At 33.6% G+C, this 24409-nt stretch carries 28 protein-coding genes; 10 read left to right on the forward strand and 18 right to left on the reverse strand.

Going from position 1 to position 24409, the window contains the following annotated elements; translation table 11 throughout:
* Positions 1-13: 13 nt before the first annotated feature.
* The 13 genes from RB618_RS21075 to trmD form a co-directional block, all read right to left on the reverse strand.
* A complete protein-coding gene (locus RB618_RS21075) occupies positions 14-250 on the reverse strand; it encodes a uroporphyrinogen decarboxylase (RefSeq protein ID WP_308070601.1) in 237 nt (78 codons plus the stop codon).
* Positions 251-384: 134 nt separating this feature from the next.
* Complete coding sequence (gene rlmF / locus RB618_RS21080; RefSeq protein ID WP_308070602.1) at positions 385-1449, reverse strand: 23S rRNA (adenine(1618)-N(6))-methyltransferase RlmF; 1065 nt, start codon at positions 1447-1449, stop codon at positions 385-387.
* 213 nt (positions 1450-1662) lie between these two features.
* Complete coding sequence (locus tag RB618_RS21085; protein WP_308070603.1) at positions 1663-2325, reverse strand: thiamine diphosphokinase; 663 nt, start codon at positions 2323-2325, stop codon at positions 1663-1665.
* 47 nt (positions 2326-2372) lie between these two features.
* Positions 2373-2819, reverse strand: coding sequence for a DinB family protein (locus RB618_RS21090; RefSeq protein WP_308070604.1), 447 nt, complete (start codon positions 2817-2819; stop codon positions 2373-2375).
* A gap of 13 nt (positions 2820-2832) precedes the next feature.
* A complete protein-coding gene (locus RB618_RS21095; RefSeq protein ID WP_308070605.1) occupies positions 2833-3411 on the reverse strand; it encodes a hypothetical protein in 579 nt (192 codons plus the stop codon).
* Between the two features lie 22 nt (positions 3412-3433).
* The gene (locus tag RB618_RS21100; RefSeq protein WP_308070606.1) at positions 3434-3916 is read right to left on the reverse strand and encodes a GyrI-like domain-containing protein; all 483 of its coding nucleotides are present in this window, start codon (positions 3914-3916) and stop codon (positions 3434-3436) included.
* A 2-nt stretch (positions 3917-3918) separates the two neighbouring features.
* A complete protein-coding gene (locus tag RB618_RS21105) occupies positions 3919-4740 on the reverse strand; it encodes a DUF4249 domain-containing protein (RefSeq protein ID WP_308070608.1) in 822 nt (273 codons plus the stop codon).
* Positions 4741-4770: 30 nt separating this feature from the next.
* Positions 4771-7152 (reverse strand): TonB-dependent receptor, encoded by a 2382-nt coding sequence (locus tag RB618_RS21110; RefSeq protein WP_308070609.1) that lies wholly within the window; start codon positions 7150-7152, stop codon positions 4771-4773.
* 144 nt (positions 7153-7296) lie between these two features.
* Positions 7297-9516, reverse strand: coding sequence for an NADP-dependent isocitrate dehydrogenase (locus RB618_RS21115; protein WP_308070610.1), 2220 nt, complete (start codon positions 9514-9516; stop codon positions 7297-7299).
* A 280-nt stretch (positions 9517-9796) separates the two neighbouring features.
* Positions 9797-10147: a 50S ribosomal protein L19 gene (gene rplS, locus RB618_RS21120; protein WP_008462155.1), complete on the reverse strand. Its 351-nt coding sequence runs from the start codon at positions 10145-10147 to the stop codon at positions 9797-9799.
* A gap of 191 nt (positions 10148-10338) precedes the next feature.
* Positions 10339-11460, reverse strand: coding sequence for an agmatine deiminase family protein (locus RB618_RS21125; RefSeq protein ID WP_308070611.1), 1122 nt, complete (start codon positions 11458-11460; stop codon positions 10339-10341).
* A 103-nt stretch (positions 11461-11563) separates the two neighbouring features.
* Positions 11564-12379, reverse strand: coding sequence for an AraC family transcriptional regulator (locus RB618_RS21130; RefSeq protein WP_308070612.1), 816 nt, complete (start codon positions 12377-12379; stop codon positions 11564-11566).
* Between the two features lie 66 nt (positions 12380-12445).
* A complete protein-coding gene (trmD, locus tag RB618_RS21135) occupies positions 12446-13126 on the reverse strand; it encodes a tRNA (guanosine(37)-N1)-methyltransferase TrmD (RefSeq protein ID WP_308070613.1) in 681 nt (226 codons plus the stop codon).
* A gap of 178 nt (positions 13127-13304) precedes the next feature.
* Between trmD and RB618_RS21140 the strand changes: the two genes are divergently transcribed.
* The 8 genes from RB618_RS21140 (at position 13305) to RB618_RS21175 (ending at position 19175) form a co-directional block, all read left to right on the forward strand.
* A complete protein-coding gene (locus RB618_RS21140; protein WP_308070614.1) occupies positions 13305-13661 on the forward strand; it encodes a hypothetical protein in 357 nt (118 codons plus the stop codon).
* Between the two features lie 68 nt (positions 13662-13729).
* On the forward strand, positions 13730-14266 hold the full coding sequence (locus RB618_RS21145) for an NADPH-dependent FMN reductase (RefSeq protein ID WP_308070615.1): 537 nt from the start codon (positions 13730-13732) through the stop codon (positions 14264-14266).
* 32 nt (positions 14267-14298) lie between these two features.
* Positions 14299-15171: a sugar phosphate isomerase/epimerase gene (locus tag RB618_RS21150; protein WP_308070616.1), complete on the forward strand. Its 873-nt coding sequence runs from the start codon at positions 14299-14301 to the stop codon at positions 15169-15171.
* A 9-nt stretch (positions 15172-15180) separates the two neighbouring features.
* Positions 15181-16092 (forward strand): archaemetzincin family Zn-dependent metalloprotease, encoded by a 912-nt coding sequence (locus tag RB618_RS21155; protein ID WP_308070617.1) that lies wholly within the window; start codon positions 15181-15183, stop codon positions 16090-16092.
* Between the two features lie 2 nt (positions 16093-16094).
* Positions 16095-16436 carry a cupin domain-containing protein gene (locus tag RB618_RS21160; protein ID WP_308070618.1) on the forward strand — a complete coding sequence of 114 codons (342 nt, stop codon included), beginning with the start codon at positions 16095-16097 and terminating at the stop codon, positions 16434-16436.
* Positions 16437-16634: 198 nt separating this feature from the next.
* The gene (locus tag RB618_RS21165; RefSeq protein ID WP_308070621.1) at positions 16635-17789 is read left to right on the forward strand and encodes an MFS transporter; all 1155 of its coding nucleotides are present in this window, start codon (positions 16635-16637) and stop codon (positions 17787-17789) included.
* A 42-nt stretch (positions 17790-17831) separates the two neighbouring features.
* On the forward strand, positions 17832-18764 hold the full coding sequence (locus tag RB618_RS21170) for a peptidylprolyl isomerase (RefSeq protein ID WP_308070622.1): 933 nt from the start codon (positions 17832-17834) through the stop codon (positions 18762-18764).
* A gap of 105 nt (positions 18765-18869) precedes the next feature.
* The gene (locus tag RB618_RS21175) at positions 18870-19175 is read left to right on the forward strand and encodes a cytochrome c (protein ID WP_308070623.1); all 306 of its coding nucleotides are present in this window, start codon (positions 18870-18872) and stop codon (positions 19173-19175) included.
* Positions 19176-19281: 106 nt separating this feature from the next.
* Here the strand turns inward: RB618_RS21175 and RB618_RS21180 are convergent, their stop codons facing one another.
* The 3 genes from RB618_RS21180 to RB618_RS21190 form a co-directional block, all read right to left on the reverse strand.
* Positions 19282-19677, reverse strand: coding sequence for a GreA/GreB family elongation factor (locus tag RB618_RS21180; protein WP_095931379.1), 396 nt, complete (start codon positions 19675-19677; stop codon positions 19282-19284).
* A gap of 377 nt (positions 19678-20054) precedes the next feature.
* Entirely contained in the window at positions 20055-20609 is a 555-nt protein-coding gene (locus RB618_RS21185) for a thioredoxin family protein (protein WP_308070625.1), read from the reverse strand.
* A gap of 127 nt (positions 20610-20736) precedes the next feature.
* Positions 20737-21630 (reverse strand): alpha/beta hydrolase, encoded by an 894-nt coding sequence (locus RB618_RS21190; RefSeq protein ID WP_308070626.1) that lies wholly within the window; start codon positions 21628-21630, stop codon positions 20737-20739.
* 130 nt (positions 21631-21760) lie between these two features.
* Here RB618_RS21190 and RB618_RS21195 point away from each other — a divergent pair, with 130 nt between their 5' ends.
* Positions 21761-22096 (forward strand): tRNA-binding protein, encoded by a 336-nt coding sequence (locus RB618_RS21195; RefSeq protein WP_308070627.1) that lies wholly within the window; start codon positions 21761-21763, stop codon positions 22094-22096.
* A 25-nt stretch (positions 22097-22121) separates the two neighbouring features.
* Positions 22122-22661: a hypothetical protein gene (locus RB618_RS21200; protein WP_308070628.1), complete on the forward strand. Its 540-nt coding sequence runs from the start codon at positions 22122-22124 to the stop codon at positions 22659-22661.
* A gap of 100 nt (positions 22662-22761) precedes the next feature.
* On the opposite strand, the gene RB618_RS21205 is transcribed toward RB618_RS21200, so the two are convergent.
* Both RB618_RS21205 and RB618_RS21210 read right to left on the reverse strand, forming a co-directional pair.
* Positions 22762-23310, reverse strand: a complete 549-nt coding sequence (locus tag RB618_RS21205; protein WP_308070629.1) for an alpha/beta hydrolase — start codon at positions 23308-23310, stop codon at positions 22762-22764.
* A 212-nt stretch (positions 23311-23522) separates the two neighbouring features.
* On the reverse strand, positions 23523-24353 hold the full coding sequence (locus RB618_RS21210; RefSeq protein ID WP_308070630.1) for an alpha/beta hydrolase: 831 nt from the start codon (positions 24351-24353) through the stop codon (positions 23523-23525).
* Between the last annotated feature and the right edge of the window lie 56 nt (positions 24354-24409).

Here is a 24409-nt window from a genome sequence, read left to right on the forward strand (position 1 = left end):
AAGTATCATAATTTTAAGATTTGTCGTTTTTGGAAGTCAGATAATAAATCTGAACAAATGCTAATATGGCATTCGGAATAATTACTGGCCAAAGCCATTGATTGAAATCGCTGTAATCGTTTAAGAAGATGCCATAAATTACAAAACAGATGCAGCCAAACATATTAATAAAACGGATTGCTCTGAGGTTTTTCAGCAAAAATCCTCCGACAATAAAAACAGATGCGAGATAACCAATGTATTCAGCCATGATCTTGATTTTAAATAATTTACAATAAATGTAGCAAAAGTAAACTGTAAAATCAAGATTTTGGTATTGGAAATCAGTAGAATATGTTTTTTAGAGGATGAATGAGACTAGAGATTTTAGCAATGTCTGCTAAATTATTTCTTCTTCAATTGTTCAATTTTATCTTTGATTTCAGAATGTGAATAAGACTTTCCTTCTTTTATATCTTTTTCGGCAGAATTTAAATCTTTATTATAATTATTTGAGTTTTTTAAAGTCCAAGATTTTTGTTCAGAACTATTAAAAAAACTCCAAGCCACAATTCTGCTGTTTTTTTGTCCTTGAGACATTTCGATTGTTTTAACCGAAAAGGCATTTACTTTTTTCAAAGTTTTATAAATCGATGGAAGATTTTCTTTTTTGGAAACCAAAGTTGTGAACCATAAAACCTGAGAAGGATATTTGGCACTTTCGTAAATCATTTGTGTGATGAATCCGATTTCGCCGCCGTTACACCATAATTCTGCATTTTGTCCGCCAAAGTTTAAAACTGGATTTGCATTTCTTTTTTCCTTCGGATTTAAATTCGAAACTTTTCTAGAAGTGCTTTTATTCGCTTCTTCGGCAGAGGCATGAAAGGGCGGATTACACATCGTGAATGCAAAACGATCTTCTGGCGTGATAATGTTTTTAAAGATAAATCGTGGTTCTGTTTGCTGTTGTAAACTAATTGAATCGATTAATTCTGGATTGGCTTCAATAATTTTAGCGCAATTTTCAATTGATTTTTTGTCAATATCTGTTCCTACGAAACTCCAATTGTATATTGAATTTCCTAATATCGGATAGATCAAATTTGAGCCTGTTCCGATATCTAATCCTAAAACATGCGAGGTTTCTGGAATTTGATTATTGTTGCTTTCGGCTAATAAATCGGCGATATAATGAATGTAATCTGCACGTCCAGGAATTGGCGGGCAAAGATAGTTTTTAGGAATATCCCAGTTTTGAATATTGTAATAGGTTTGTAATAAAGCTTTGTTTAAAGTTTTTACAGCAAGCGGATTACTAAAATCAATGGTTTCGATTCCGTGTTTATTGATGGAAACAAAAGCTTTTAATTCTGGACAATCTGATATCAGTTTTTCGAAATCATATCGGTCTCGATGAAGATTTCTTGGGTGTAAATTGCTTTTTTCGGAATTGTCGTTTGCTTTCATTTTCATTGATTTCAAGTGCAAAGATAGGTATTCCTTTTTTGAGGATAGGCTCCAGAGGAGCGTAATATTTATAGCTAGTTTAATTTATTATTAAGGTAAAAGCTCCAGCGGAGCGACATAAACACATGTCGCTCCGCTGGAGCTTTAATTAGATCAAAACATTTTAATCTATAAATATTTCGTCCCGCTGGGACTTTTTACTTTTTAATGCTTCTAATCAAAACATTCCATTAAAAGCAAATCGCCTTCACGATGTGTAATGGTTACGATTCCGTCTTTTTCGACAGAATTACTGCTTCCGGTTCTGTAGCCCATTGTGAGCGTATCGTTGTTTAATTCGTACTTTAAATTGACTGAAGAAATTCCGTTTACAACACCAATCGGAATTAACGAAATTGGTGTTTTTGCTGTATACCATTTTTCAAATTTTGTTGGCAGCAGGAATATTTTGGAATGGTCGTCGAGGATTACAATTTTAAGTAAATCTCTATAGCGAACAATTTGTGTAAGGTTTGTAATGGTATGATCGGCACGTTTTCCAGTTGCCCAAACGACATTTGCGGCAGGAATTTTTCTTTCGATAAGATAATCAAAAGCTTTTTCTAAATCGGTTTTGTCTTGATCTGGGGTATGAACGATTTCGATTGGAAATTGTGAAGTTTTATAGATTTCAGGATCAAATCCGCGGTCAAAATCACCCAATAAAACGTCGACTTTTATGCCTAATTCAATCACTCTTTCAATAGCCGAATCTAGAACGACAACTAACGGAGACCATTCTAGCAATTGCCCTAATAATTCAGGATCGCAGGCAGCGCCATTTGCAATGATTAAAGCAGGTTCCTGATCGTCTCGGACTATATGATGTGATGACATGTATGTTTTTTTGAATGTGTTGCAAAGGTAATGTTTACAATCTAGAATCAGAAATCTAGTAGTCTTCTGTGATAATTTATCTGTCCTAAATGATAAGCTAAATGAGTTGAAAGATGAATTAAGAAAAATCCGGTCGACATTTCTTTTTCGAAAACAATTTGTGGGTAAGTCGCTTCTAAATCGGCTTCTGTCAGATTATCGAGAGCGTTGTTTACAACTGAAATTGTGTCTTCAATTTTCTGAATTAATTCTGATTTTGGAATATCTTTTAAAGAAAACTCTAAAGGACGATTTCGCACATAGCCAGTTTTGCCTATTTCTGCACCAATATAAGTGTTTAGATTTCCAATTAAATGAAGACAAAGATTTCCTGCTGAATTGGAGATGTTTTTGTCAATTGCCCAAATTTGTTTTTCGAATTCGTACGATTCTATTTCAAATTTTAGCTTGTCTAAATCTCTATTGAAAAGTGTTTTTAAAGTTTGTATTGGCATTGTTTTATTTGAATTAACGGTAAATGAAGAAAAGGCAAATCAACGTTAGTATTGTTCCCGTAAGTGATGTTAGAAATACAAATGTATTATCTCTTGTTTGTTTAGTTATGATTTTAATAGTTCGATAACAAATGAAATATACAGCTATAATAGGATAATATATAAATTTTTCTAAAAGGTTAATAATCAAAATATAGAAAATTAAACTGACTATAATTCCTAAAGCCATTCCTGCTAAACTTCCGTAAATTGTTTTTTGATTAATTTCTCTATCTTTTAGAATTGCTTGATGTTCATTAAATTTAGAGATGACTAAATTATTTAACTCAATGGAATTTAGTACGTCTGATTTAATAAATTGTTTTATGAAGTTCAAATTAGAATAATCATTACTCAAATCATACACTTCCTTTGTTATTCTTTGTATTTCTTCTTTATTAATTTTATTGGATTCCAGAGTAGATAGAAACAGGTTAATACCTCCTCTGTTATTTATTTCCAAAAGTATTTCCTTGCTAGCTTTTCCTGAGTAATCAACCATAGTAATATAAGCTTCCTCAAGATCTTTGTCTGAGTAATTTTTATAATTCATATAAATAACAAATTTCACTCAATTAATTTCTGTTTGTTATCGGAATCCAGATTTCTTCTTCAGAAGTTGGATCATCTTTTTTATACCTTTCGTTCATTACTGCAAAATGAGGCCTGTCATCAACCGTGTAATCAGACTTGGGAAGCCATTCTGCAAAAATATGATGATAGGTTTTGTGGGCTTCTGTTGCTGGTCCTAAATGAAGAAAAACGGCATATAAACCAGTTGGAATAATTAGTGTTTCCATTCCTTCTGGGATAGTTGAATAATCTGAAACTTCTACTGCTGCCCATTTCTGAAAAATATCATTCGGATCAAAATTGTCAAAATGATCTTTTTCATATACTTCTAAAGAATATAAATTAGGACTTATTACATTTTGTATTTCTTTTCTATTTGGCATAAAACCACTCCATAATTGAAAAGTTTTATTTTCTATAAAAGACATTTCAATAAAATGTCCGACTAGTTTTTTTTCGGTTAAGGTTTTGATTAGCGGTCGCATAATTATTGAATTTTATATTTTTTTGTACTGGTTTCACTTAATGAGAAATAACCTAACGGGTAATTATCTTTATTGGTTACATTGACCATATTTCCTTTTACAGTGGCAGGAGGAGATTGAAACGGTCCGCCAAAATTGCTTCCAGCAATACTGACTAAAATGCTCATATAATTATAATATTGTTTTGAGATTCCGTAGTGCGTTATTTCGATTTCACTTCCAATTTGCAAATCTTCATCATCAGAAAGGCTGAAAAATTCATTTCCATTAAAAAATTTATCCTCATCTACATAATAGATTGACTTGACTTTATTAGGGTATAAATATTTGTAGAGATAAAAATTATCTGCATCGGCAGGATCGTTATAAAATGCTTTTATTTCGATATCTTGCCCTGTAAAACCACCTTCGTTATTTTGATCTATTCGGGTAATGGGCGCTATTGATTTTAAAATTTCCGTTCCGATGTATCTATTTCCTCTGCTAATTACGGTTAGTGTATATTGTTCGTCAATAGCGGGTGTAAAATTAGAGCATACGTATTGTCCTGTCTTTTTAATTTCGATAAAATTAAATCTTTCTTTCTTACTGTTTTCTATATAAACAATTGCATTAGAAACAGTTGGAATTACGTTTTCAAAATAACCAGCCGTTGTAGTTAGTCTTATTGTCTGTTCGTTTCCTGCTGTTCCCTTTTCCCAATTAATGGCAGCCTCAATTACTAATTTTGGAGCGGCTGTATCTAAATCGACATCAACAACCTCTTCGCAACTTGTGAAGAATGAAGATGTGAAAAGCACAATTAAAAAAACTAATTTTTTCATATTTATAATTTTAGTTTTTGTATTGATTTTTTAGAATTTGAAATTATAACTAACCGCTGGAACAATTCCAAAAATAGATGTTTTAATAGCTTCATTTACACCTGTATCAACATTTTGGCGAAAGTTAATCGAGGCGGCATTCATACGATTGTAAACGTTGTATATACTGAAAACCCATTCTCCCTTCCAATTTCTATCTTTATTTTTTGTTGGAGTCAAAGTTGCAGAAATATCCAAATGATGATAAGCAGGAAGTCTATTTTCATTTCGCAAACCGTAGCTTGGCACCGTAATTCCTAAATATTCGTATTGGCCATTCGGATAAGTAACTGGCTGTCCTGACTGCAAAGCAAAGTTAGCACCAAAAGACCATTTTTCGTTTAAGTTGTAAGCCGATGTAATAGCAAGATTATGCGTTTTGTCGTAAGCAGAAGCATACCATTGGCCATTATTAATTCCTGTTTCTTCGGGAGTTCTTCCAGGAGTCTGCTGTTCTGACTTGGAAATTGTGTACGAAATCCATCCGTTAAATTTCCCTTTGTTTTTCTTTATCATCAGTTCTAAACCATACGAGCGCATGTGACCGTTTAAAATGACTTGTTCAATGGCATTATTGGCTATTAGATCGGCTCCGTCTATATAATCTAACCTATTTTGTATTTTCTTGTAATAAGTTTCGACTTCTAGTGAATAAGCTCCGTTATAAATATTTCTAAAATATCCAATTGCTCCCTGATCTGCAAGTTGAGGTTTGATGTAATTATCACTCGGCATCCAGACATCTAGCGGGGTAGGAGACGAAGTATTGGAAATTAATTGAAGATACTGTGCCATTCTGTTATAGCTCGCTTTTATGGCTTGATCGTCATTTAATTGATAAGAAATCGAAAAACGCGGTTCGAGATTGCCATAACTCTGGATGACTTTGTTTTTGCCAAAATACTGCGTTGAAGTTGGTGTTCCTTTTTCGTAAATCTGCATATTGCTATTGAAGACAACTGCTTGATTATTATTGTAATAATTAATAGTGGAAGCGCCTAATCTATAAAATAAGCTATAACGTAAGCCGTATGCAACAGTAATTTTTTTAGAAAGCTGACTTTCTGCATCTATGTAAACAGAAGGTTCAAAAGCGTATTTTTTATCCAATTGATCCGGATTGATTCCAGAATCTTCGCCGCTTGGTTTAATTGTTCCTGGATTAAATTGATAATAGATTCCGTTTACGCCGTAATTCAGTTTTAGTTTATTTGAAAGATAATGTTTGAAATCGTATTTGATATTGTAGTTTTTAATGCCAGAATCCCAGTTGAATCCCACAAAATCAAGGTCTAAACCGTAATAATAATCGCTGTAAATTAAAGAAAGATTGGAGAATAATTTGTCGGAATACAAATGGTTCCATCTGAAATTTAAAGTAGAATTTCCGTAAGTATTAGTGAAGCTTTTATTTAATCTGAAAACATCGCGCCCAAAATAACCTGATAAGTAAAGGCTGTTATTGTCGTTAAGTTTATAGCTTAATTTGGTGTTTAAGTCGTAAAAATAGGCTGAATTATTTTTATTGTCTTCAGAGAGTTTTAAAAAAAGGTGCGCATAAGAAGCTCTTCCTCCAATTAAAAATGAACCTTTGTCTTTTGCAATCGGACCTTCAGCAAGAAGACGGCTCGATATTAAGCCAATTCCGCCATTCATATGGAAATCTTTGCTGCTTCCGTCTTTTTGATAGATTTCTAAAACCGAAGATGCTCTGCCGCCATAACGCGCAGGAATTCCTCCTTTGTACAATTTTAGATCTTTAATGGCGTCGGGATTAAATACGGAAAAGAATCCAAAAACGTGGGAAGAATTAAAAATCGTTGCTTCGTCCAAAAGGATCAAATTCTGATCGGCACCGCCTCCGCGAACGTTAAATCCAGAAGCGCCTTCGCCTGCATTGGTGACCCCTGGAAGCAGTAAAATCGATTTTATAACATCGACTTCTCCTAAAACCACGGGCATTTTTTTTATGGTTGAAATAGAGAGCTTGTTAACGCTCATTTCTGGCGATTTAATGTTTGTCTTGCCTTTATTTTCTGTAATAATGACTTCTTGAAGTTCTTCGCCACCTTCTTTGATTGCGAAGTTACTTTTTGTATTCTGATTTAAAATTATGGTTTTTTGAATGGCTTGATAACCAGTGTAACTGATTTCAATTTCGTATTTTCCTTTAGGGGCAGAAAGCGAGTAAAATCCGTATTCGTTTGTTGTAGTTCCAATTTTTAGCGAAGGAATATAGATGGAAACTCCAATTAGAGTTTCGTTATTTCGGCTGTCAGTAATAGTTCCGCTAAGAGTGAATTTTTCTTGCGCAAATGAGGTAAAAATCGTTAAAATAAAAAGAAAAAATGCGCAGGTATTTTTTGTAATCATTATATTGATTTTGATTTACATAGTTAACAAATTCTTACTACATATTCTTACGGAACTTTTGTTAAACATAAGTTAAGATAAAAAAAGGACAACCTTGTGAGTTGTCCTTTTTGTTTATTTAGAAATACAAAATTGTATTCTGAATTATTTGATTTTAGCAACAATAGCATTGAATGTTTCGCTTGGACGCATTGCTTTGCTTACTAATTCTGGTGTTGGCTGGTAGTAACCTCCAATGTTTTGAGCTTTACCTTGAGCACCGATTAATTCTGCATCGATTTTAGCTTCGTTAGCTTCAAATTCGGCAGCAATTGGAGTAAAGATAGCTTTTAATTCAGCATCTTTAGTTTGAGCAGCCAAAGCTTGAGCCCAGTAGAATGCTAAATAGAAGTGAGATCCGCGGTTATCAATCTGCCCTACTTTACGAGCAGGAGATTTATCGTTAGCTAAGAATTTATCGTTTGCTTGGTCTAATGTTTCAGATAAAACAATTGCTTTAGAGTTGTCTAAAGTTTGTCCTAAATGCTCTAATGAAGCACCAAGAGCTAAGAACTCTCCTAATGAATCCCAACGTAAATATCCTTCTTCTGTAAATTGCTCAACGTGTTTAGGAGCAGAACCTCCGGCACCAGTTTCGAACAATCCACCACCGTTCATTAAAGGAACGATAGAAAGCATTTTTGCAGAAGTTCCTAATTCTAAAATTGGGAATAAATCTGTTAAGTAGTCACGTAAAACGTTTCCAGTTACAGAAATAGTATCTAAACCTTTAATGATTCTGTCTAAAGTGAATTCTGTAGCAGCAACTGGGTTTAAAATACGGATATCTAAGTTTGTAGTATCGTAGTCTTTAAGGTATTTTTGAACTTTTACGATCAATTCTCTGTCGTGTGCTCTGTTTTCGTCTAACCAGAAAACAGCAGGAGTGCTAGATAAACGAGCTCTGTTTACAGCCAATTTAACCCAGTCCTGAATAGGAGCGTCTTTTGCCTGACACATTCTGAAAATATCATTAGCTTCAACGTTTTGCTCCATTAAAACATTTCCATTTGCATCAACCACACGTACAACACCGTCACCTTTAATTTGGAACGTTTTGTCGTGAGATCCGTATTCTTCCGCTTTTTGAGCCATTAATCCAACGTTAGGAACACTTCCCATTGTTTTCGGGTCAAAAGCACCGTGTTTTTTACAGAAATCGATTGTTGCAGTATAAACTCCAGCATAAGAACGGTCTGGAATAACAGCAAATGTATCTTGCGCTTTTCCTTCTTTGTTCCACATTTGTCCAGAAGTACGAATCATTGCTGGCATAGAAGCATCAACAATTACGTCAGATGGAACATGTAAGTTTGTAATTCCTTTATCAGAATTAACCATTGCTAGAGCTGGACCGTTTGCGATTGCTTGATCGATAGCAGCTTCAACTTCTGCTTGCTCAGGTCTTCCAGCGATTTTAGCGTAGATATCACCTAAACCGTTTCTTGTGTCAACGTTTAATTCAGCAAATAAAGAAGCGTATTTTTTGAAAACATCTGCAAAATATACTTCAACGATAGCGCCAAAGATAATTGGATCAGAAACTTTCATCATTGTAGCTTTTAAGTGTACAGAAAGTAAAACTCCTGCAGCTTTCGCCTCAGCGATAACATCAGCAGCAAAAGCTTTTAATTTGCTTACGCTTAAAACAGAACTGTCAATAATTTCTCCAGCTTTTAATGGAGTACTTGCTTTAAGAACAGTTGTAGTTCCGTCTTTAGCAACAAATTCGATTTTTACATCGTTTGCTTCATTTACAGTAACAGATTTTTCACTTCCGTAAAAATCACCGCCTGACATAGAAGCCACTTTAGTTTTTGAGTCAGCTGACCAAGCACCCATTGAGTGTGGATTTGCTTTAGCAAAGTTTTTAACTGCTCTTGGAGCTCTACGGTCAGAGTTTCCTTCACGTAAAACTGGGTTTACAGCAGAACCTAATACTTTTGCATATTTTGCTTTAATTTCCTTTTCAGCATCGTTTTGTGGATCTTCTGGGAAATTTGGTACGTTGTATCCGTGCGATTGTAATTCAGCAATAGCCGCTTTTAATTGTGGTACAGATGCTGAAATGTTTGGTAATTTGATAATGTTTGCTTCTGGCTGAGTTGCTAATTGGCCTAATTCTGCCAATGCATCTCCAGTTTTCTGAGCATCTGTCAAAGAATCTGGGAAGTTTGATAAAATTCTTCCTGCCAGCGAAATATCTCTGGTTTCGATTTCAATTCCAGCTGTTGCTGTAAAAGCTTGAACAATTGGTAACAAAGAGTACGTTGCCAATAGAGGCGCCTCATCAGTTAAGGTGTAAAAAATTTTTGATTTTGTCATTTTCTTTTTTTTTTATAATCGTATCGTCAGGAGTTAACGATGTAAAAGATATATTCGGCTCAAAATGAGCGGAGCAAATATAATAAAATCACAACGAAAACGGTTGAGTTTTGAAGAGAAAAGATGAAATTAACAGATTGTTATTTCGAGCTCGTTAAATTGCTAAATCGATGATTTTGGTATTAAAAAATTACAGTTTTGTTAGTGATGAAAATAGAACATAAAAAAAACTCGTTTCAAGCAGTATGAAACGAGTTTTTTATAACATTTTGATAAATGATTATCTTCTTTTATCTTTAATCTTAGCTTTTTTACCAGTAAGTTGTCTGAAGTAGAAAATTCTAGCTCTACGTACAGCACCTTTCTTGTTAACTTCGATTTTTTGTAAAGCTGGTAAGTTTACTGGGAAGATACGCTCAACACCAACAGATCCAGACATTTTACGGATAGTAAAAGTTTCTGTAACTCCAGAACCTCTTCTTTGAATCACAACTCCTTTAAAGAACTGAGTTCTTGTTTTTTCACCCTCTTTAATTTCGTAGAAAACAGTGATTGTGTCTCCAGCTCCGAAATCTGGGAAATCTTTTTTAGCAACGAATTCGTCTTGAACGAATTTTAATAAATCTGCCATGATAATTTAAATTATGGTTTTTATATTAGAGCAACATTCACGGATCTCGCCAGAGGTTGGTCAAATTCGGGTGCAAAGATAGTTTGAAAAAAATAAAATTCCAAGAAATAAAATTCCAAATTCTAATTTTTTAATTGATTGATTATTTGAGGTTTGGAATTTGGAATTTAGAATTTTTGAAATTTATTTTTTTACTTCGGCTGTTGCTGTGTAACACAATGAATCATTCCTCCGTTTGCATATAAATTTCGAACATCAATACCAATTACTTTTCGAGTAGGATACAAACTTTGAATTAGCTGATTGGCTACAATATCATTTGGATCATTATAATTTGGAACGAGAACAACTGTGTTTCCAATATAAAAGTTTACATAAGAACCTTTGTACCCTAAGTTTTTACCATAAGTTGTGACAACATTATTTTTAGACAATGGCAATTTTAAGAAAGTATAATTTTTACCGTTTTTGTCTTTTGAATGGTATAAGGTACTGATGTCATTTTGTGGAACTTCCCAGTATAATAAATCATTTTCATTCATGGTTACAATGGTGTTTTTATTGCCAAAACGAGCAAATCCATCAATATGCATATCGGTAATTTCCCTTCCTGCTTTGCCGTCTAGCCAAATAAAATGAGTTGTTCCAAGATATTTTTTAAAATTCGCTTCGGCTTGTTGCTGTGTCATTGAAGGATTTCGATTTGAATTTAGTATTGAACTTTTAGTTGCCATTAAAGTGCCATTTCCGTCTATTTCTACAGCTCCACCTTCATTAATCATTGTTTTGTTTAAATCTAAAACTGCGATTTTTTGATCTGTGGCAATTTGCGAAGGAATCATGTCGCAATTCTGGAAAGCTGCTTTTTTACCCCAGCCATTAAATCCCCAATCTTGAATTACTAACTGATTGTTTTTGTCTTTTACATAAATAGGTCCATTATCTCTTACCCAAACATCATCGGTTTTGTAAATTTTAAATTCGATAGAAGATAATGAAACTCCTGATTCTTGCAATAAAGCCTCAATTCGGTTTTTCTCAACAAGGTCGTAGGCGATAATAAAAACTTTTTCGCCTGTTATTAAAGATTTAGTCATGGCGATCCAAGTAGCATCTAAATCATTTCTATAATCAATTCCGTACTGATATTGATGTGGCCATTGCAACCAAGTTCCTTCATGTGGAGCCGATTCTTCTGGCATGGTGTACATAACTTCGGTGTCTTCTATTTTATCTGTAATTGTATCTATTTCATCTCCTTGACAAGAAGAAATTAAAGGAATTAAGAATAATGTTAAAAAAAGCTTTTCCATCTTAGTTGATTTAATTTTTAATGTTAGTGCCATTTTTATCGATAATTTGACAGGACAAAAGTATTTCTAAATAGTAATTACCCAGTTGTCCAAAATGGACAAATTAAGCAAGAGGAATATAAATAGCTGTAAGATAATCGGCTGGCGTTTTGCAATTTGAATCGTTTTTGATATACTGCTCAATAACTGGTAAATGAGATATTTCGATATTATTACTAAGAAACCATCCGCCAAAAATTTGCTGATAAGTGTTTTCCAAAGTTTCGTAAGATCCATGATGGAGAAAACGAGCATATCTGCCTCCAAAAAGTTTTTTTATTGGAAGATTTCTAATAATAGCTTCAGTAACGATACAGGCTTCATACGTGCATTTCGATTTTTCGGTAATTAGAATATCGTCTGTAATAATACCGAAGAAATCTGAAATGGGCTCTTTAATTTCATTTTCTAATAAAGTATCCCAAAGAGTTTCTATCTCAGGATTAATGTATGAAGTTTTGCAGCTAGAATAATAAGCTGTTATTTCTGGAATGAAAACAATTTCAGGATCTAAAATATTATAAACAGGTTCTTGCGGATGAAAATCATTTAACAGCAATTCTTTTTGATTTCGCGCTGCAGAAGGCGGACAATTAAAGTGTTTTTTGAAAGCTTTAGAAAAAGACTGTACATCTGCAAAGCCAATTTCAAGAGCAATATCTGAAATTTGTTTATTAGAATATAAAAGTTTTTTATATCCGTTTTCTATTTTCAGTCGGGTTTGATAAGCACCAATTGTTTCCTGAAATAAAGAATAAAAAACACGCTGTAAATTTCTATAAGAGTAACTGGAAATATCTTCAAGATCACTTATTGAGATAATTTGATTGTAATTTGTCTCAATATAGTTACGAGTATTATAGATCCGTTTTAGATTCATTTTTTCTCTAGTTTTCAGTTTCAGTTTTATCAGGCTGAATACTGCGACTGAAAACTGAGCACTTTTCTAATGGCCTTCCAACAAATCTGGACGCCTGTTTTTAGTATGTTCGTACGCTTTGTCTTCGCGCCATTTGTCAATTTTGGCCGCATGCCCGCTGGTTAAAACCTCTGGAACTTTCCATCCTTTATAATCTGCAGGTCTTGTATAAATTGGTCCTGACAACAAATTGTCCTGAAAACTATCAGTCAATGCTGAGGTTTCGTCACTTAACACTCCAGGAATTAGTCGGATTAAAGCGTCAGATAAAACTATGGCACCCAATTCTCCTCCAGATAGAACGTAATCTCCAATAGAAATTTCTTTTGTAATAAAATGATCTCTAACTCTTTGATCAACACCTTTATAATGTCCGCATAAAATGATAATGTTTTCATACATAGACATTTTATTGGCCATTTTCTGGTTTAAGGTTTCGCCGTCAGGAGACATATAAATTACTTCGTCGTATTCGCGCTGGCTTTTCAAATATGTGATGCAATCATCAATAGGCTGAATTGTCATTACCATTCCAGCACCTCCGCCAAAAGGATAATCATCTACACTTTTCTGTCTGTTTGTGCTATAATCACGAAGATTGTGAAAATGCACTTCGACTAAACCTTTATCAATGGCGCGTTTCATAATTGAAGCCTCAAACGGACTTCTTAATAATTCAGGTAAAAGAGTAATAATGTCAATTCGCATCTTTAATCGATAATTTCTTGCTGGCAAAGATACAAATATTGCATGGAGTCTTTTGGTAATAATTATATAACATACTTATTAAATTATGTAAAAGCTAATATTGTAACTTTATTTATCATTACAATCTTAATTATCAGTGGATAATAACCAAATCCAAACGTAAATTCAAACACTTATTATGAAAAAAACAATATTAATGTCCGCATTCCTTGCACTCTTTGTATTCTCCTGTGCAAGTACTAGCTCAGCTACGGTCGCTGTGGGAGAAGCCAAGTCGAAAGTGCTAAAAAACTTAGGAAATCCGGTAAGAATTTTAGACAATAATCAAAATGGAGAAATTCTTGTTTACGCAGATCAAGTCTTTACTGAAGAAGGAACGACGTCATTGGCCGGGTCAAATTACTGGCGCTACAATTATGTTTATATAAATAAAGAAGGTAAAGTCACATCAACACGACAAGAGAAACAGAATTATCCGCCACAAGCAATTGATTCTGCAAAAATGGAAGGATTAAATCTATTGACAGCTAAATAAATTTATCCGAAATATTTTTAAACAATTCGTATTTTTAGATTTATTTAGAAATACGAATTGTTTATTTAATGACTTCATCAAAAATAAAAATCCTTGCCATATCTGGAAGCACGAGAAATAATTCCAGCAACTTCAAAATTCTGAAATACATTTCAAATTGCTTAAAACCTCAATTTGAGTTTGAATTTTTTGAAGATTTAGAGCATCTTCCACATTTTAATCCAGATTTAGATACAGATAATCTTCCGCAAGAAATCACTACATTTAGAAATAAAATTATAAACGTTGATGGAGTTATCATTTGCACTCCCGAATACGTGTTCAGTCTTCCTGGAAGTTTAAAAAATGCCTTAGAATGGTGTGTTTCAACCACTATCTTTTCAAGTAAAAAAACAGGTCTGATTACAGCTTCAGCTTCTGGCGAATTGGGGCACGAGCAGCTTTTATTAGTAATGAAAACACTCGAAGCTAAGTTTGACGATGCAACACAGCTTCTGATTCAAGGCGTACGCGGAAAAGTTAATGCTGAAGGTGAAATTGTTTCAGAAGAAACTGCAAATGCACTTCAAAACTTTGCAGAAAACTTTAAGAATCAATTTTTATAATATATTTACTTTCTGAAATTTAAATCATTAAAATGATTAGCAGAAGAAATTTTATCGTAACCACAGGTCTTGCTGCAACTGCAGTTTTGGCTTCACCATCATTTGCACTTTCTATGAATAAAAAAGAAATAGGTTTACAGCTGTATACGCTTCGCGATGAACTTCCTAAGGATGTAAAAGGAACTTTAGAAAAAGTTGCAAAAGCAGGGTATACAACTGTTGAGACATATGGGTTTTCAGTCAAAGACCAGTTTTGGGGATTAACGCCTCACGAATTAAAAAAGATTTTAGATGATAATGGACTGAAAGCAGTTAGCGGGCATTACAATCTGGGAAGTTTTTTATATGACGGAAATACTACAGAGTTAGTCGCTTCTATTGAAGCTGCAAAGATTCTTAAAAGTGATTTTTTGACTGTTCCGTGGATCGATGAACCTTTTAGAAGAAGTATAGCAGATTATAAAAAGATTGCAGCTCGTGTAAATGAAGCTGCAAAAATGTGTAAAAAAGCAGGTTTAAAACTGGCTTATCATAATCATGATTTTGAGTTTCAAAAATATGATGGCGTTACAGGCTACGAAATTCTATTAAAGGAAACAGAAAAAGATCTGGTTTATTTTGAATTGGATTTATACTGGGTAATTCATTCTGGGAATAATCCTTTACAATTATTCAAAGAAAATCCAGGCCGTTTCAAAATGTGGCATGTAAAAGATAAAGACAAGAAAAATAATGATTTAAATACTGAAGTTGGTTCTGGAACAATCGATTTTAAACCTATTTTCAAAGAAGCACAGCAATCTGGAATGGTTCATTTTTTTGTAGAACAGGAAAATAATTTTGCTTTAAATTCTTTTGAATCTATCCAATCGAGCTGTGATTTTATTTCAAAGAATTTAATCTAATTCATATTTATGAAGAAACTTCTTTTGCTGGTATTTGCGATTCTTTTATCTTGTCAATCTGATAAAAAAGAAAAGACAAATTTAAAGACACAATCAGTTCCGGAGCAAATTTTGCCGCCTCAACCTTATTTTGTAGATATTAAAGTTAATGATGTTAAGCTTGGGAAACCTGTCTTCGGTGATTGGTTGTTTTCTCATAAAGAAAACGGACAAAGTTTCGAACAATTTATGAGAACTAAACATGTTGTTCCAACCAAAGAAGAAAACATTATTTATTTGCAGCCTATAGGAAAGTTCAATTCAATGCAAATAAAACAAATTGAATTAGTTCGTCAGTATCTGCAAATATTTTTTCAGTTGGAAACTAAGGTTTTAGAAAATGTTTCAAATGATATTATTCCGAATCATGCCAGGCGAATTGGAGATGTTGGACAAGAACAGTTTTTAGCAGGATATATTTTAACCGATGTTTTAAAAGAAGAAAATCCTAATAAAAGAATTGCTTTAATGGCAATAACTGAAAAAGATTTGTACCCAAAACCCGAATGGAATTATGTTTTTGGATTGGCATCTTATAGAGATAAAATCGCAGTAAGTTCTATGTATAGAATGCAAAAAGAAGCTGATTTTAATTTAGGATTAGAAAGATTGCTGAAAATTTGTTCCCATGAAATTGGACATATGTTTGGTTTGCATCATTGTATTGAAGCCAGTTGTGTTATGAATGGAACCAATAGTATGATAGAAACAGATTCGCATTCTATTAGATTGTGTTCGCTTTGCCAGAGAAAATTAAATTCGGGATTTAAATATGATAATTTAAAGAGGTTAAAAGAGCTTGAAGAATTCTTTCAAAAGAATAATCTAAATGAAGGAGTAGCGTTAATGAAAAAGGATTTTGAAAAAATTAAAAATAAATAGAAATGAGTACTAGCAAAGAATTTATAAAAGGAGATGAAATAGAGTGGGAAGTAGTCGGCGAAGGAATCAAGCGTAAGATTTTGGCTTTTGATGAAAGAGTAATGCTCGTAAACGTTCATTTTGAAAAAGGCGGAATCGGTACTTTGCACGATCATTATCATTCTCAAGTTACATACATTGCAAGCGGAAAGTTTGATGTCACAATCAGCGGTGTAACGCAAACTTTAAAGGAAGGAGATAGTTTTTATATTCCGCCTCACGCTGTTCATGGAGTTGTATGTTTGGAAACGGGTATGTTGACAGATGTTTTCAGTCCTGCAAGAGAAGATTTTTTACAATATTAAAAGCTTAATAAAAAACAACCATATAAGAGATTCAAGAAATTTAAGTTTGGCTATAAATTTCGCCAAGGTATTTTTAAATGAACTTATATCACTTATATGGTTTAAAAAAACTTAAAAATTATACTTTTTTTAAAGTTTTGCTAAAGATTAGAGTGGTATTTTTGCAGCATGAATTTATCTAAAACTAATGTACTGTTTATGGCAGTTTGCACTGGTCTTATAGTTGCAAATCTTTATTACTGCCAGCCCTTAATTGTTTTAATTGCCAACGAATTTAAAATTCCTGAAGCCAGCGCCGGAACTATAACGTATTTAACTCAGGCGGGTTATGCGATCGGGTTATTTTTTATGGTGCCGCTTGGCGATAAAATAGAACGAAAAAGGCAAATTTTAATGACCACATTTGCAACTGTAATTGCCTTGTTAATTGCAGCAACTGCAAAGAGTTTTCTTGTTTTACAAATTGCTTCCCTGCTTATCGGAATCACGTCGATTGTACCGCAACTTATATTGCCTTTGGCCGCTTCTTTGAGCGCGCCTGAGCAAAGAGGGAAAGTTGTTGGAACTATCATGAGCGGACTTTTAGTCGGAATTTTGCTTTCGCGAACTTTAAGCGGTTTTATCGGCCAAGTGTTAGGGTGGAGATCTATGTTTTATATCGCCGCTGGAATCTGTCTTTTGATCTTTTTTGTCATTCAAAGCAAATTTCCAGTTAATAAGCCTCAGTTTAAAGGAACTTACGGACAATTAATAAAATCTTTATTTACGCTTATAAAAACACAGCCCGTTTTGCGCGAAGCAACAGCAATCAATGTTTTCAGTTTTGCTCAATTTGGAGCATTTTGGACCACGATGGTGCTTTTACTTTCTGGAAAACCTTTTGATTTTAATAGTGCTACAATTGGTTTGTTCGGAATTGTTGGTGCATCTGGAGCTTTAGCAGCACCTCTTGTTGGAAAATTGGGAGATAAAGGAAATTCGAGAATTGCAGTTGGTTATGGCTGTCTATTGGTATTAATAAGCTTTATTGTCTTTTATTTTGCTATTGAAAGTGTAATCGGAATCGCAATCGGAATTGTATTTATCGATATCGGAATTCAAGGTGTTCATATCTCCAATCAAACAAGAGTTTATTCGTTATTGCCAGAAGCAAGAAACAGATTGAATACTGTATTTATGTCGCTGACATTTTTAGGAACAGCAGCGGGATCTGCATACGGTTTATTGTTATGGAAAATGGGCGGATGGCAGTACGTAACGATCGGCTGTATGGTCTTATCATTATTGTCATTAACAGTGTACGGATTCACATATAAATCAAAATCTAAAAAAGCAAAAGCGCAAATTGATTAAAAAATTAATTTGTAAATTTGCGTTCAAATTAAAAATAACAACATGGAAAACGGAATATACGCTAAATTCAATACTAGCAAAGGTTCAATTTTAGTAAAATTGACACATGATTTGACACCGGGAACTGTAGGTAACTTTGTTGCTCTTGCAGAAGGAAATATGGAAAATAAAGTAAAGCCTCAAGGACAAAAATTCTATGATGGATTAACTTTTCATAGAGTAATTGCAGATTTCATGATTCAGGGAGGTTGTCCAAAAGGAACTGGAACTGGAGATCCAGGTTACAAATTTGATGACGAATTTCACCCAAGCTTAAAACACGATCGTCCAGGAGTTTTATCTATGGCAAACTCAGGACCTGGAAGTAATGGTTCTCAATTCTTTATTACTCACGTTCCAACTCCTTGGTTAGATAACAAACACAGTGTTTTTGGACACGTTGTTGAAGGACAAGATATTGTTGATGCTGTTGCTCAAGGTGACAATTTAGAGTCTGTTGAGATTATCAGAGTTGGAGAAGAAGCTCAAAAATGGAATGCAATTGAAGCTTTCATTGGTTTAAAAGGTGCTCGTATGAAACGTGAAGCAGCTTTAAAAGCAGAGTCTGAAGCAAAAATGGAACAATTAGCTGCTGGTTTTGATAAAACAGAAAGCGGTTTACGTTATAAAATGATTCAAAAAGGAGAAGGTAAGAAAGCTGAAGCTGGAAAAACAGTTTCTGTTCACTACGAAGGTTCTTTAGATAACGGAAAAGTATTTGATTCTTCTTACCCACGCAAAAAACCAATCGAATTCAAATTAGGAATTGGACAAGTTATCGAAGGATGGGACGAAGGTATTGCTTTATTGCAAGTTGGAGACAAAGCTCGTTTTGTAATTCCATCTGATTTAGCTTACGGACCATCTGGCGCAGGAGGAGTTATTCCACCAAACGCTGTTTTGATTTTCGACGTTGAATTAATGGACGTAAAATAAGAGTTTACAAGCAATTTAGTATTGTTTTAAATAATAATCCCATATGCCACGGCGTATGGGATTTTTTTATATTTACTTGAATAAAAAAAAACACGAAACCAAGAAATGAAAAAAACGATTTTAAGTTTAATGACCGTAGCGTTGTTTGCAGCGGCATGTGGCGCTAAAAAAACGGCTGTTGCAGAAACTGCTCCTGTTGGAAAGGAAATTAAAGCAAAAGAATTAACGCCTGAATTGGCGGCAGGCAAAAGTCTCTATGAGAATAGCTGTGTTAGATGTCATAAGCTTTATGAGCCAAAAGAGTATTCAAAAACAGAATGGACACCGATTTTGGTAAAAATGGGCAAAAAAGCGAAATTAGATGAAACTCAAATGGCTTCAATTACAAATTATATTGATTCGCAATTGTAATTTAGATTTGAGTAATAAGTATAAAAAAACTGTTCGATTGAACAGTTTTTTTTATTTTCAAATAGATATAAAAAAAACACCGTCACAGAATGAGGTGTTTTGAAATTTAAGAATGATGTACAGCAGAATTATCTACAGCGATTACTTTTAAAGTTTTGATTCCAGCAGGCAATTCCCAATCTACCTCGTCATTTTCTTTAAAACCAATAATAGCAACACTTAAAGGTGCTAGAATCGATATTTTAGATTGTTTTACGTCTGCTGCAGAAGGTAAAACGATTTGAATTTTCATTTGTTTCTTGGCTTTTACATCTTCTATCGTTACAAATGAATTGATTCGTATTACCGAACTGTCCAATTCGCTTTCTTTGCTAATTACAGCGCGATCTAATTCTTGCGAAAGCTGATTGGCTTCTTTAGTATTTGTTGAGTTTTTACTTTTTAAAATCAATTCTCTTAAAAATTGATAATCTGATTTACAGAAAGTGGGTGTTGGTTTCATATCTATATTGAATTTATTGTTGTAAAATTTTGAATGATTTTTTCTCCTTAGAATAATTTACAAGTAAAACTTTCTCTGACTTCTAAAAGCCAGTATCGAAATGTTTAATCTGAAAAACAAAAAATATCTGATCAAAAATTGATTTTTGTCAAATAATAGAAATGTTTAAGCTGATGTAAATCCTCCGTCAAAAAGAAGAAAAGTGAAGTAGACGGAGGCCTAAAAAATAAAGGCCTTATTATGTGAAATAATTACAGCAGGTAGTGGTTTTGCTAGGCAAAACGACTTTATAGAAGCTGTAAATGGTGTTTTATTTCCCATAAGGAGGATTAAATTGATTTGCAAAGATACGTAATCTTTTTGAATTTAGTGAGGTTTTACTTCCATTTAATGCCGCAGCCCAAACTTGGCTTCTGTGGCTCCTTTAAACTTCTGTTGTAAATTAAGGCATCAATTGCGCCTCTAAGATCGCTTCCGCTAAGAGGAATTCCGTTGCCAGGACGAGAATCGTCTAGCTGACCACGATAGAATAATTTGTCTTGATTATCAAATAAATAAAAGTCTGGCGTGCAGGCAGCCTGATATGCTTTTGCTGTTTCTTGGCTTTCATCGTACAGATAAGGAAAATCAATTTTGTTTTCCATTGCAAAGTCAGTCATTAGTTCTGGGCTATCTTCAGGATATTTGACAACATCATTGCTAGAAATCGCAATTACTCCTAATCCCTGAACGCGATAATCATTGGCAATCATTACAATTTCGCTTAATACATGATGCACAAACGGACAATGGTTGCAAATGAACATAACCAAAGTGCCTTTTGAACCTTTTAAATCTTCAAAAGAAAAAGTATTGTTCGAGTTGGTGTCTTTTAAATAAAAATCAGGTGCAACTGTTCCTAGTGGAAGCATTGTTGATTCAGTTCGTGCCATTTTATCTGAAATTTGATTCTCAAAAATAGTTTTAAAAATCTGTAAATAAAAGAGCACAAGAATAAAAAATACCCAAAGAAAGCAGTTAGCTCAGTAAGCTTGCTTCTTTGGGTACTTTTTTAAATTTTTATGAATTCAAAAATTCTAGTAAATCTTCATTTAATTTATCTCTATCTGTATAAAAAAGGCCGTGAGGCGCTCCTTCATATTCGATATAAGTATTATTGGCAATTGATTTTGCCGCTTTTCTTGAAGTAAGATCAATCGGTACAATTTTGTCGTCGTCTCCGTGAATAATCAGGGTTGGAACTTTTATAAAATCCAATTCGTCTCTAAAATCGGTATAAGAAAAAGATTCGGCACATTTTAAAGTAGCTCTTGGAGAAGCTGCCGAACATAAAGTTCTATAATATTCTAATAAAGGCGTACTTAAAGGCTTGTTGATGATATTGATCCCGAAAAACGTCTTTCCGAAATTGTCAATAAATCCTATTCGGTCTTCTTTTATTGCTGCTGCAGTGTTTTCGCTTTTCTCTTTTGGATGCCCGTCTGGATTATCGTGAGTTTTTAGTAGAAAAGGAATAATCGATGAAATCAAAGCTGCTTTTGTAACGCCTTTTCCGCCATGACGGCTGAAATAACGAACTACTTCGCCACCGCCCATTGAAAAACCGACAAGAGTTACGTCTTCTAATTCCAGTTGCTCAATTATTTCCTTAAGATCATCAGTTAAAGTATCGTAATCGTAACCATCCCAAGGCTGAGAAGATTTTCCGAAGCCACGTCGGTCATAGGCGATTACGCGACAATTGTTTTGCACGAGATGATCAATCTGATATTCCCACATTTCGTTAGAAAGTGGCCAGCCATGAATCAGGATAACAGGTTTTCCCTGGCCATAATCCTTCACATAAAGTCTTACATTTTGAGCAGTTTCTATGTATTTATCAGTGTGAATCTGTTTTAAATTAGATTCAAAATCTTTAATTGACATGCATGCATTTGGTTCAGTATGTTCCATGTTATATCTTATTACGTGAGTATTATTCGTTTTCTTCTCGTAAAATTAGATTTAAAGAAAAAGAAATAGGTTATAGAATTAGGCGCATTAATTACAAAATTTATAGGTTTGTAAATAATACAATTTAAAAATGGATTTAACCTGGAACGAATTTGAGCGCACTGATATGCGCGTAGGAACTATTATAGAAGTAAATGATTTTCCTGAAGCAAGAAAACCAGCTTATCAACTAACAATTGATTTTGGTTTAGAAATCGGAATTAGAAAATCATCTGCACAAATTACTAAAAGATATCAGAAAGAAGATTTAGTTAATCGTCAGATTGTGGCAGTTGTAAATTTCCCAAGAAAACAAATCGGAAAATTTATGAGTGAATGCCTTGTTTTAGGAGCGGTAGGAGAAGAAGGAGATGTGATTTTATTGGCTCCTGATTTTAATATTCCTAATGGACTGAGGATTGGTTGAGTTTTAAATAAAAATGATATTCAAAATGATTAAAAATATATTCTTCCTTGTTTTTAGCTTTTGGCTGACTTTAAGTTTTTCGCAAAATGAGTATAAAAAAGGAAGCGATGAATTCATTATAGCGCAAATTGCTCTTAAAATTCCTGATGTAAAATCCTTGGTTGAGTCTAAGATTATGAATCCTTTTACTAAAGAATTGTATTCTAGGTTTGCAATTGATACTTTTAGAATCGCATATTATTTAGAGCAAAAAAGTTTGTACTCTCTTTTAAGTTATAAAGAGAGAATAGAGTTAGTTAAAGATGCGACAAAAGAGTATGAAAGTATAATGAATAAGTATTTTGAATTATCAAAGAAAGAGGCTACAGAAAATCAGAAAAAAGCTTTAATAATTTCTCAAGAAAATTGGGAAGTCTTTAGGCAAAAAGAATTTACGTGGCTCTCAACTCGCTTAAAAGAGGAAATTTTAGATGTTAATTATTACAGGCAGTATTGTAATATTGTAAAAGAAAGAATGTCAACTATGTTTTATTATTATACCGATTTTGTTGAAAATGGAAATTAATGAAAATAGCAATTCGAGTAAAAAACTGCCATAAGTTATAACAATGGATTTAAGCAATAAGATTTAGACTTAAATCCATTGAAGTGTTAGAATATGTTGCTTATATATTAATTTTTTTGATCAATTGCTGAAGTATTAATTGTCCTTCCTCCCAATATTTTAGATTAGAATCAGAGTTAATGTGGCCTTGTTGACCAATATTTACAAAATCGCTTCCCCATTTTTCGGCGAAGAGTTTTTTTCTTTCAAAAGAAGCATAAGGATCATTTTCGCTCGCTACTACTACCGAAGGAAAAGGTAATTTATAAAGCGGAATTGGAGAAAAATTTCTTATGCATTCAGGTGTATGCTGAGGTGAATCAACATCAGCAGGAGCGACTAAAAAAGCGCCGATAATATTGGAATTATTGTATTTTTCTGCCCAATGCAAAACTAATGAAACAGCCAAACTGTGTGCAACTAAAATAGTTGGTTTATCAAGTTTTAAGATATTCTCGTTTAATCGTTCAAGCCATTCTCCTAGAATTGGTTCATCCCAATTGTCTTGGACAACGCGAATTGAGTTTTGAAATTTTTGATGCCAAAAGGTTTGCCAGTGTTTCTCTCCAGAATCTCCAAGTCCTGGTATAATTAATAGTTGTGTCTCCATTGCCGTGGAATTTATATTTAGTGATTTATTTTATTTACTCAGCGCAATTAATTTTAACACATAGAAATATAGATTTTATAGGCTAAAAAAGGCGTTATGCTTTGTTTAGTAAACATTAGCTATGCGTGAGAAATGTGTTTCTCTATTTACTCTTTGCTTCTTTTTTTTAAAACTATCTTTCTATGTGTTTGATTTTTTAATTTATATTAAACTTATAGTTTTTTATTGCGTTCTTTTAAAATTCGGTTTACTTCATTAACTAAAAGCGGAAAACCAGGTTCTGTCATTCCGTGGCCATAACCGTCCAATTCATACAATTTAGTCTGTGTATGTCCAACCAGTTTCATCATTCTGGCCATGTACGCGTTTTCTTCATAGCGCCCAAGCATTTCTAGTTCACGATCTCCAGTAATTAATAACATTGGCGGAGCATCGGCACGAACGTGATATAGAGGCGCAAATTGGTCAATTGTAGGTTGTTTTTCAGGAATCCCGTTTTCTCTTCTAATTTCAAAATGCGTAATGCATTGTCCGCTAAACGGAATAAGCCCCGCAATTTGGTTGGAATCAATGTTTTCTTTTTGAAGATATTTTTTATCCAAACCAATCATCATTCCTAAATAACCTCCAGCAGAATGTCCAGAAACGAAGATCAAGGATTTATCGCCACCATAATTTGCAATGTTGTTGAAAGTCCATGCAACAGCTGCAGCTGCGTCTTCAATAGCTTTCTCAGCTTTTGCTTTTGGCGACAATCTGTAATTTACTCCAATAATGGCAAAACCTTTGTTTTTTAAAGCTTCTGGGATTTCTTTGTTTCCGCCAGTCAATCCGCCGCCGTGAAACCAAACGATTGTTGCGAATCCGGTTTTGTTTTTCGGATAGTAAATATCCAAGACACATCTTTCGTTGATATATTTATCAGATTTATTTACAGCTGTATTATAATATTGGATATTGTTTTTCGTTTCATACTCTATATTCTGTGCAGAAAGAGAAATTCCAAAGAAGAAGAAACTTAGAAGAATAATTAATTTTTTCATAAGAAGTAAAGTGTAATTTGTAAAATTATTAGAAGTAAAAAGTGCATGAATCGTAC

The sequence above is a fragment of the Flavobacterium sp. LHD-85 genome, assembly GCF_030929595.1.
Lineage (GTDB): Bacteria > Bacteroidota > Bacteroidia > Flavobacteriales > Flavobacteriaceae > Flavobacterium.

Excerpts from the sequence above, each read along its gene's own strand:
- RB618_RS21075 (WP_308070601.1), bottom strand. The coding sequence starts at position 250 with ATGGCTGAATACATTGGTTATCTCGCATCTGTTTTTATTGTCGGAGGA.
- RB618_RS21205 (WP_308070629.1), bottom strand. The coding sequence starts at position 23,310 with ATGGAGACACAACTATTAATTATACCAGGACTTGGAGATTCTGGAGAG.
- trmD (WP_308070613.1), bottom strand. The coding sequence starts at position 13,126 with ATGCGAATTGACATTATTACTCTTTTACCTGAATTATTAAGAAGTCCG.
- RB618_RS21095 (WP_308070605.1), bottom strand. The coding sequence starts at position 3,411 with ATGAATTATAAAAATTACTCAGACAAAGATCTTGAGGAAGCTTATATT.
- RB618_RS21145 (WP_308070615.1), top strand. The coding sequence starts at position 13,730 with ATGACTTCATCAAAAATAAAAATCCTTGCCATATCTGGAAGCACGAGA.
- RB618_RS21185 (WP_308070625.1), bottom strand. The coding sequence starts at position 20,609 with ATGGCACGAACTGAATCAACAATGCTTCCACTAGGAACAGTTGCACCT.
- rlmF (WP_308070602.1), bottom strand. The coding sequence starts at position 1,449 with ATGAAAGCAAACGACAATTCCGAAAAAAGCAATTTACACCCAAGAAAT.
- RB618_RS21085 (WP_308070603.1), bottom strand. The coding sequence starts at position 2,325 with ATGTCATCACATCATATAGTCCGAGACGATCAGGAACCTGCTTTAATC.
- RB618_RS21180 (WP_095931379.1), bottom strand. The coding sequence starts at position 19,677 with ATGAAACCAACACCCACTTTCTGTAAATCAGATTATCAATTTTTAAGA.
- RB618_RS21165 (WP_308070621.1), top strand. The coding sequence starts at position 16,635 with ATGGCAGTTTGCACTGGTCTTATAGTTGCAAATCTTTATTACTGCCAG.
- RB618_RS21200 (WP_308070628.1), top strand. The coding sequence starts at position 22,122 with ATGATTAAAAATATATTCTTCCTTGTTTTTAGCTTTTGGCTGACTTTA.
- RB618_RS21155 (WP_308070617.1), top strand. The coding sequence starts at position 15,181 with ATGAAGAAACTTCTTTTGCTGGTATTTGCGATTCTTTTATCTTGTCAA.
- RB618_RS21140 (WP_308070614.1), top strand. The coding sequence starts at position 13,305 with ATGAAAAAAACAATATTAATGTCCGCATTCCTTGCACTCTTTGTATTC.
- RB618_RS21110 (WP_308070609.1), bottom strand. The coding sequence starts at position 7,152 with ATGATTACAAAAAATACCTGCGCATTTTTTCTTTTTATTTTAACGATT.
- RB618_RS21125 (WP_308070611.1), bottom strand. The coding sequence starts at position 11,460 with ATGGAAAAGCTTTTTTTAACATTATTCTTAATTCCTTTAATTTCTTCT.
- RB618_RS21210 (WP_308070630.1), bottom strand. The coding sequence starts at position 24,353 with ATGAAAAAATTAATTATTCTTCTAAGTTTCTTCTTCTTTGGAATTTCT.
- RB618_RS21100 (WP_308070606.1), bottom strand. The coding sequence starts at position 3,916 with ATGCGACCGCTAATCAAAACCTTAACCGAAAAAAAACTAGTCGGACAT.
- RB618_RS21115 (WP_308070610.1), bottom strand. The coding sequence starts at position 9,516 with ATGACAAAATCAAAAATTTTTTACACCTTAACTGATGAGGCGCCTCTA.
- RB618_RS21150 (WP_308070616.1), top strand. The coding sequence starts at position 14,299 with ATGATTAGCAGAAGAAATTTTATCGTAACCACAGGTCTTGCTGCAACT.
- RB618_RS21190 (WP_308070626.1), bottom strand. The coding sequence starts at position 21,630 with ATGGAACATACTGAACCAAATGCATGCATGTCAATTAAAGATTTTGAA.
- rplS (WP_008462155.1), bottom strand. The coding sequence starts at position 10,147 with ATGGCAGATTTATTAAAATTCGTTCAAGACGAATTCGTTGCTAAAAAA.
- RB618_RS21130 (WP_308070612.1), bottom strand. The coding sequence starts at position 12,379 with ATGAATCTAAAACGGATCTATAATACTCGTAACTATATTGAGACAAAT.
- RB618_RS21170 (WP_308070622.1), top strand. The coding sequence starts at position 17,832 with ATGGAAAACGGAATATACGCTAAATTCAATACTAGCAAAGGTTCAATT.
- RB618_RS21090 (WP_308070604.1), bottom strand. The coding sequence starts at position 2,819 with ATGCCAATACAAACTTTAAAAACACTTTTCAATAGAGATTTAGACAAG.
- RB618_RS21105 (WP_308070608.1), bottom strand. The coding sequence starts at position 4,740 with ATGAAAAAATTAGTTTTTTTAATTGTGCTTTTCACATCTTCATTCTTC.
- RB618_RS21160 (WP_308070618.1), top strand. The coding sequence starts at position 16,095 with ATGAGTACTAGCAAAGAATTTATAAAAGGAGATGAAATAGAGTGGGAA.
- RB618_RS21195 (WP_308070627.1), top strand. The coding sequence starts at position 21,761 with ATGGATTTAACCTGGAACGAATTTGAGCGCACTGATATGCGCGTAGGA.
- RB618_RS21175 (WP_308070623.1), top strand. The coding sequence starts at position 18,870 with ATGAAAAAAACGATTTTAAGTTTAATGACCGTAGCGTTGTTTGCAGCG.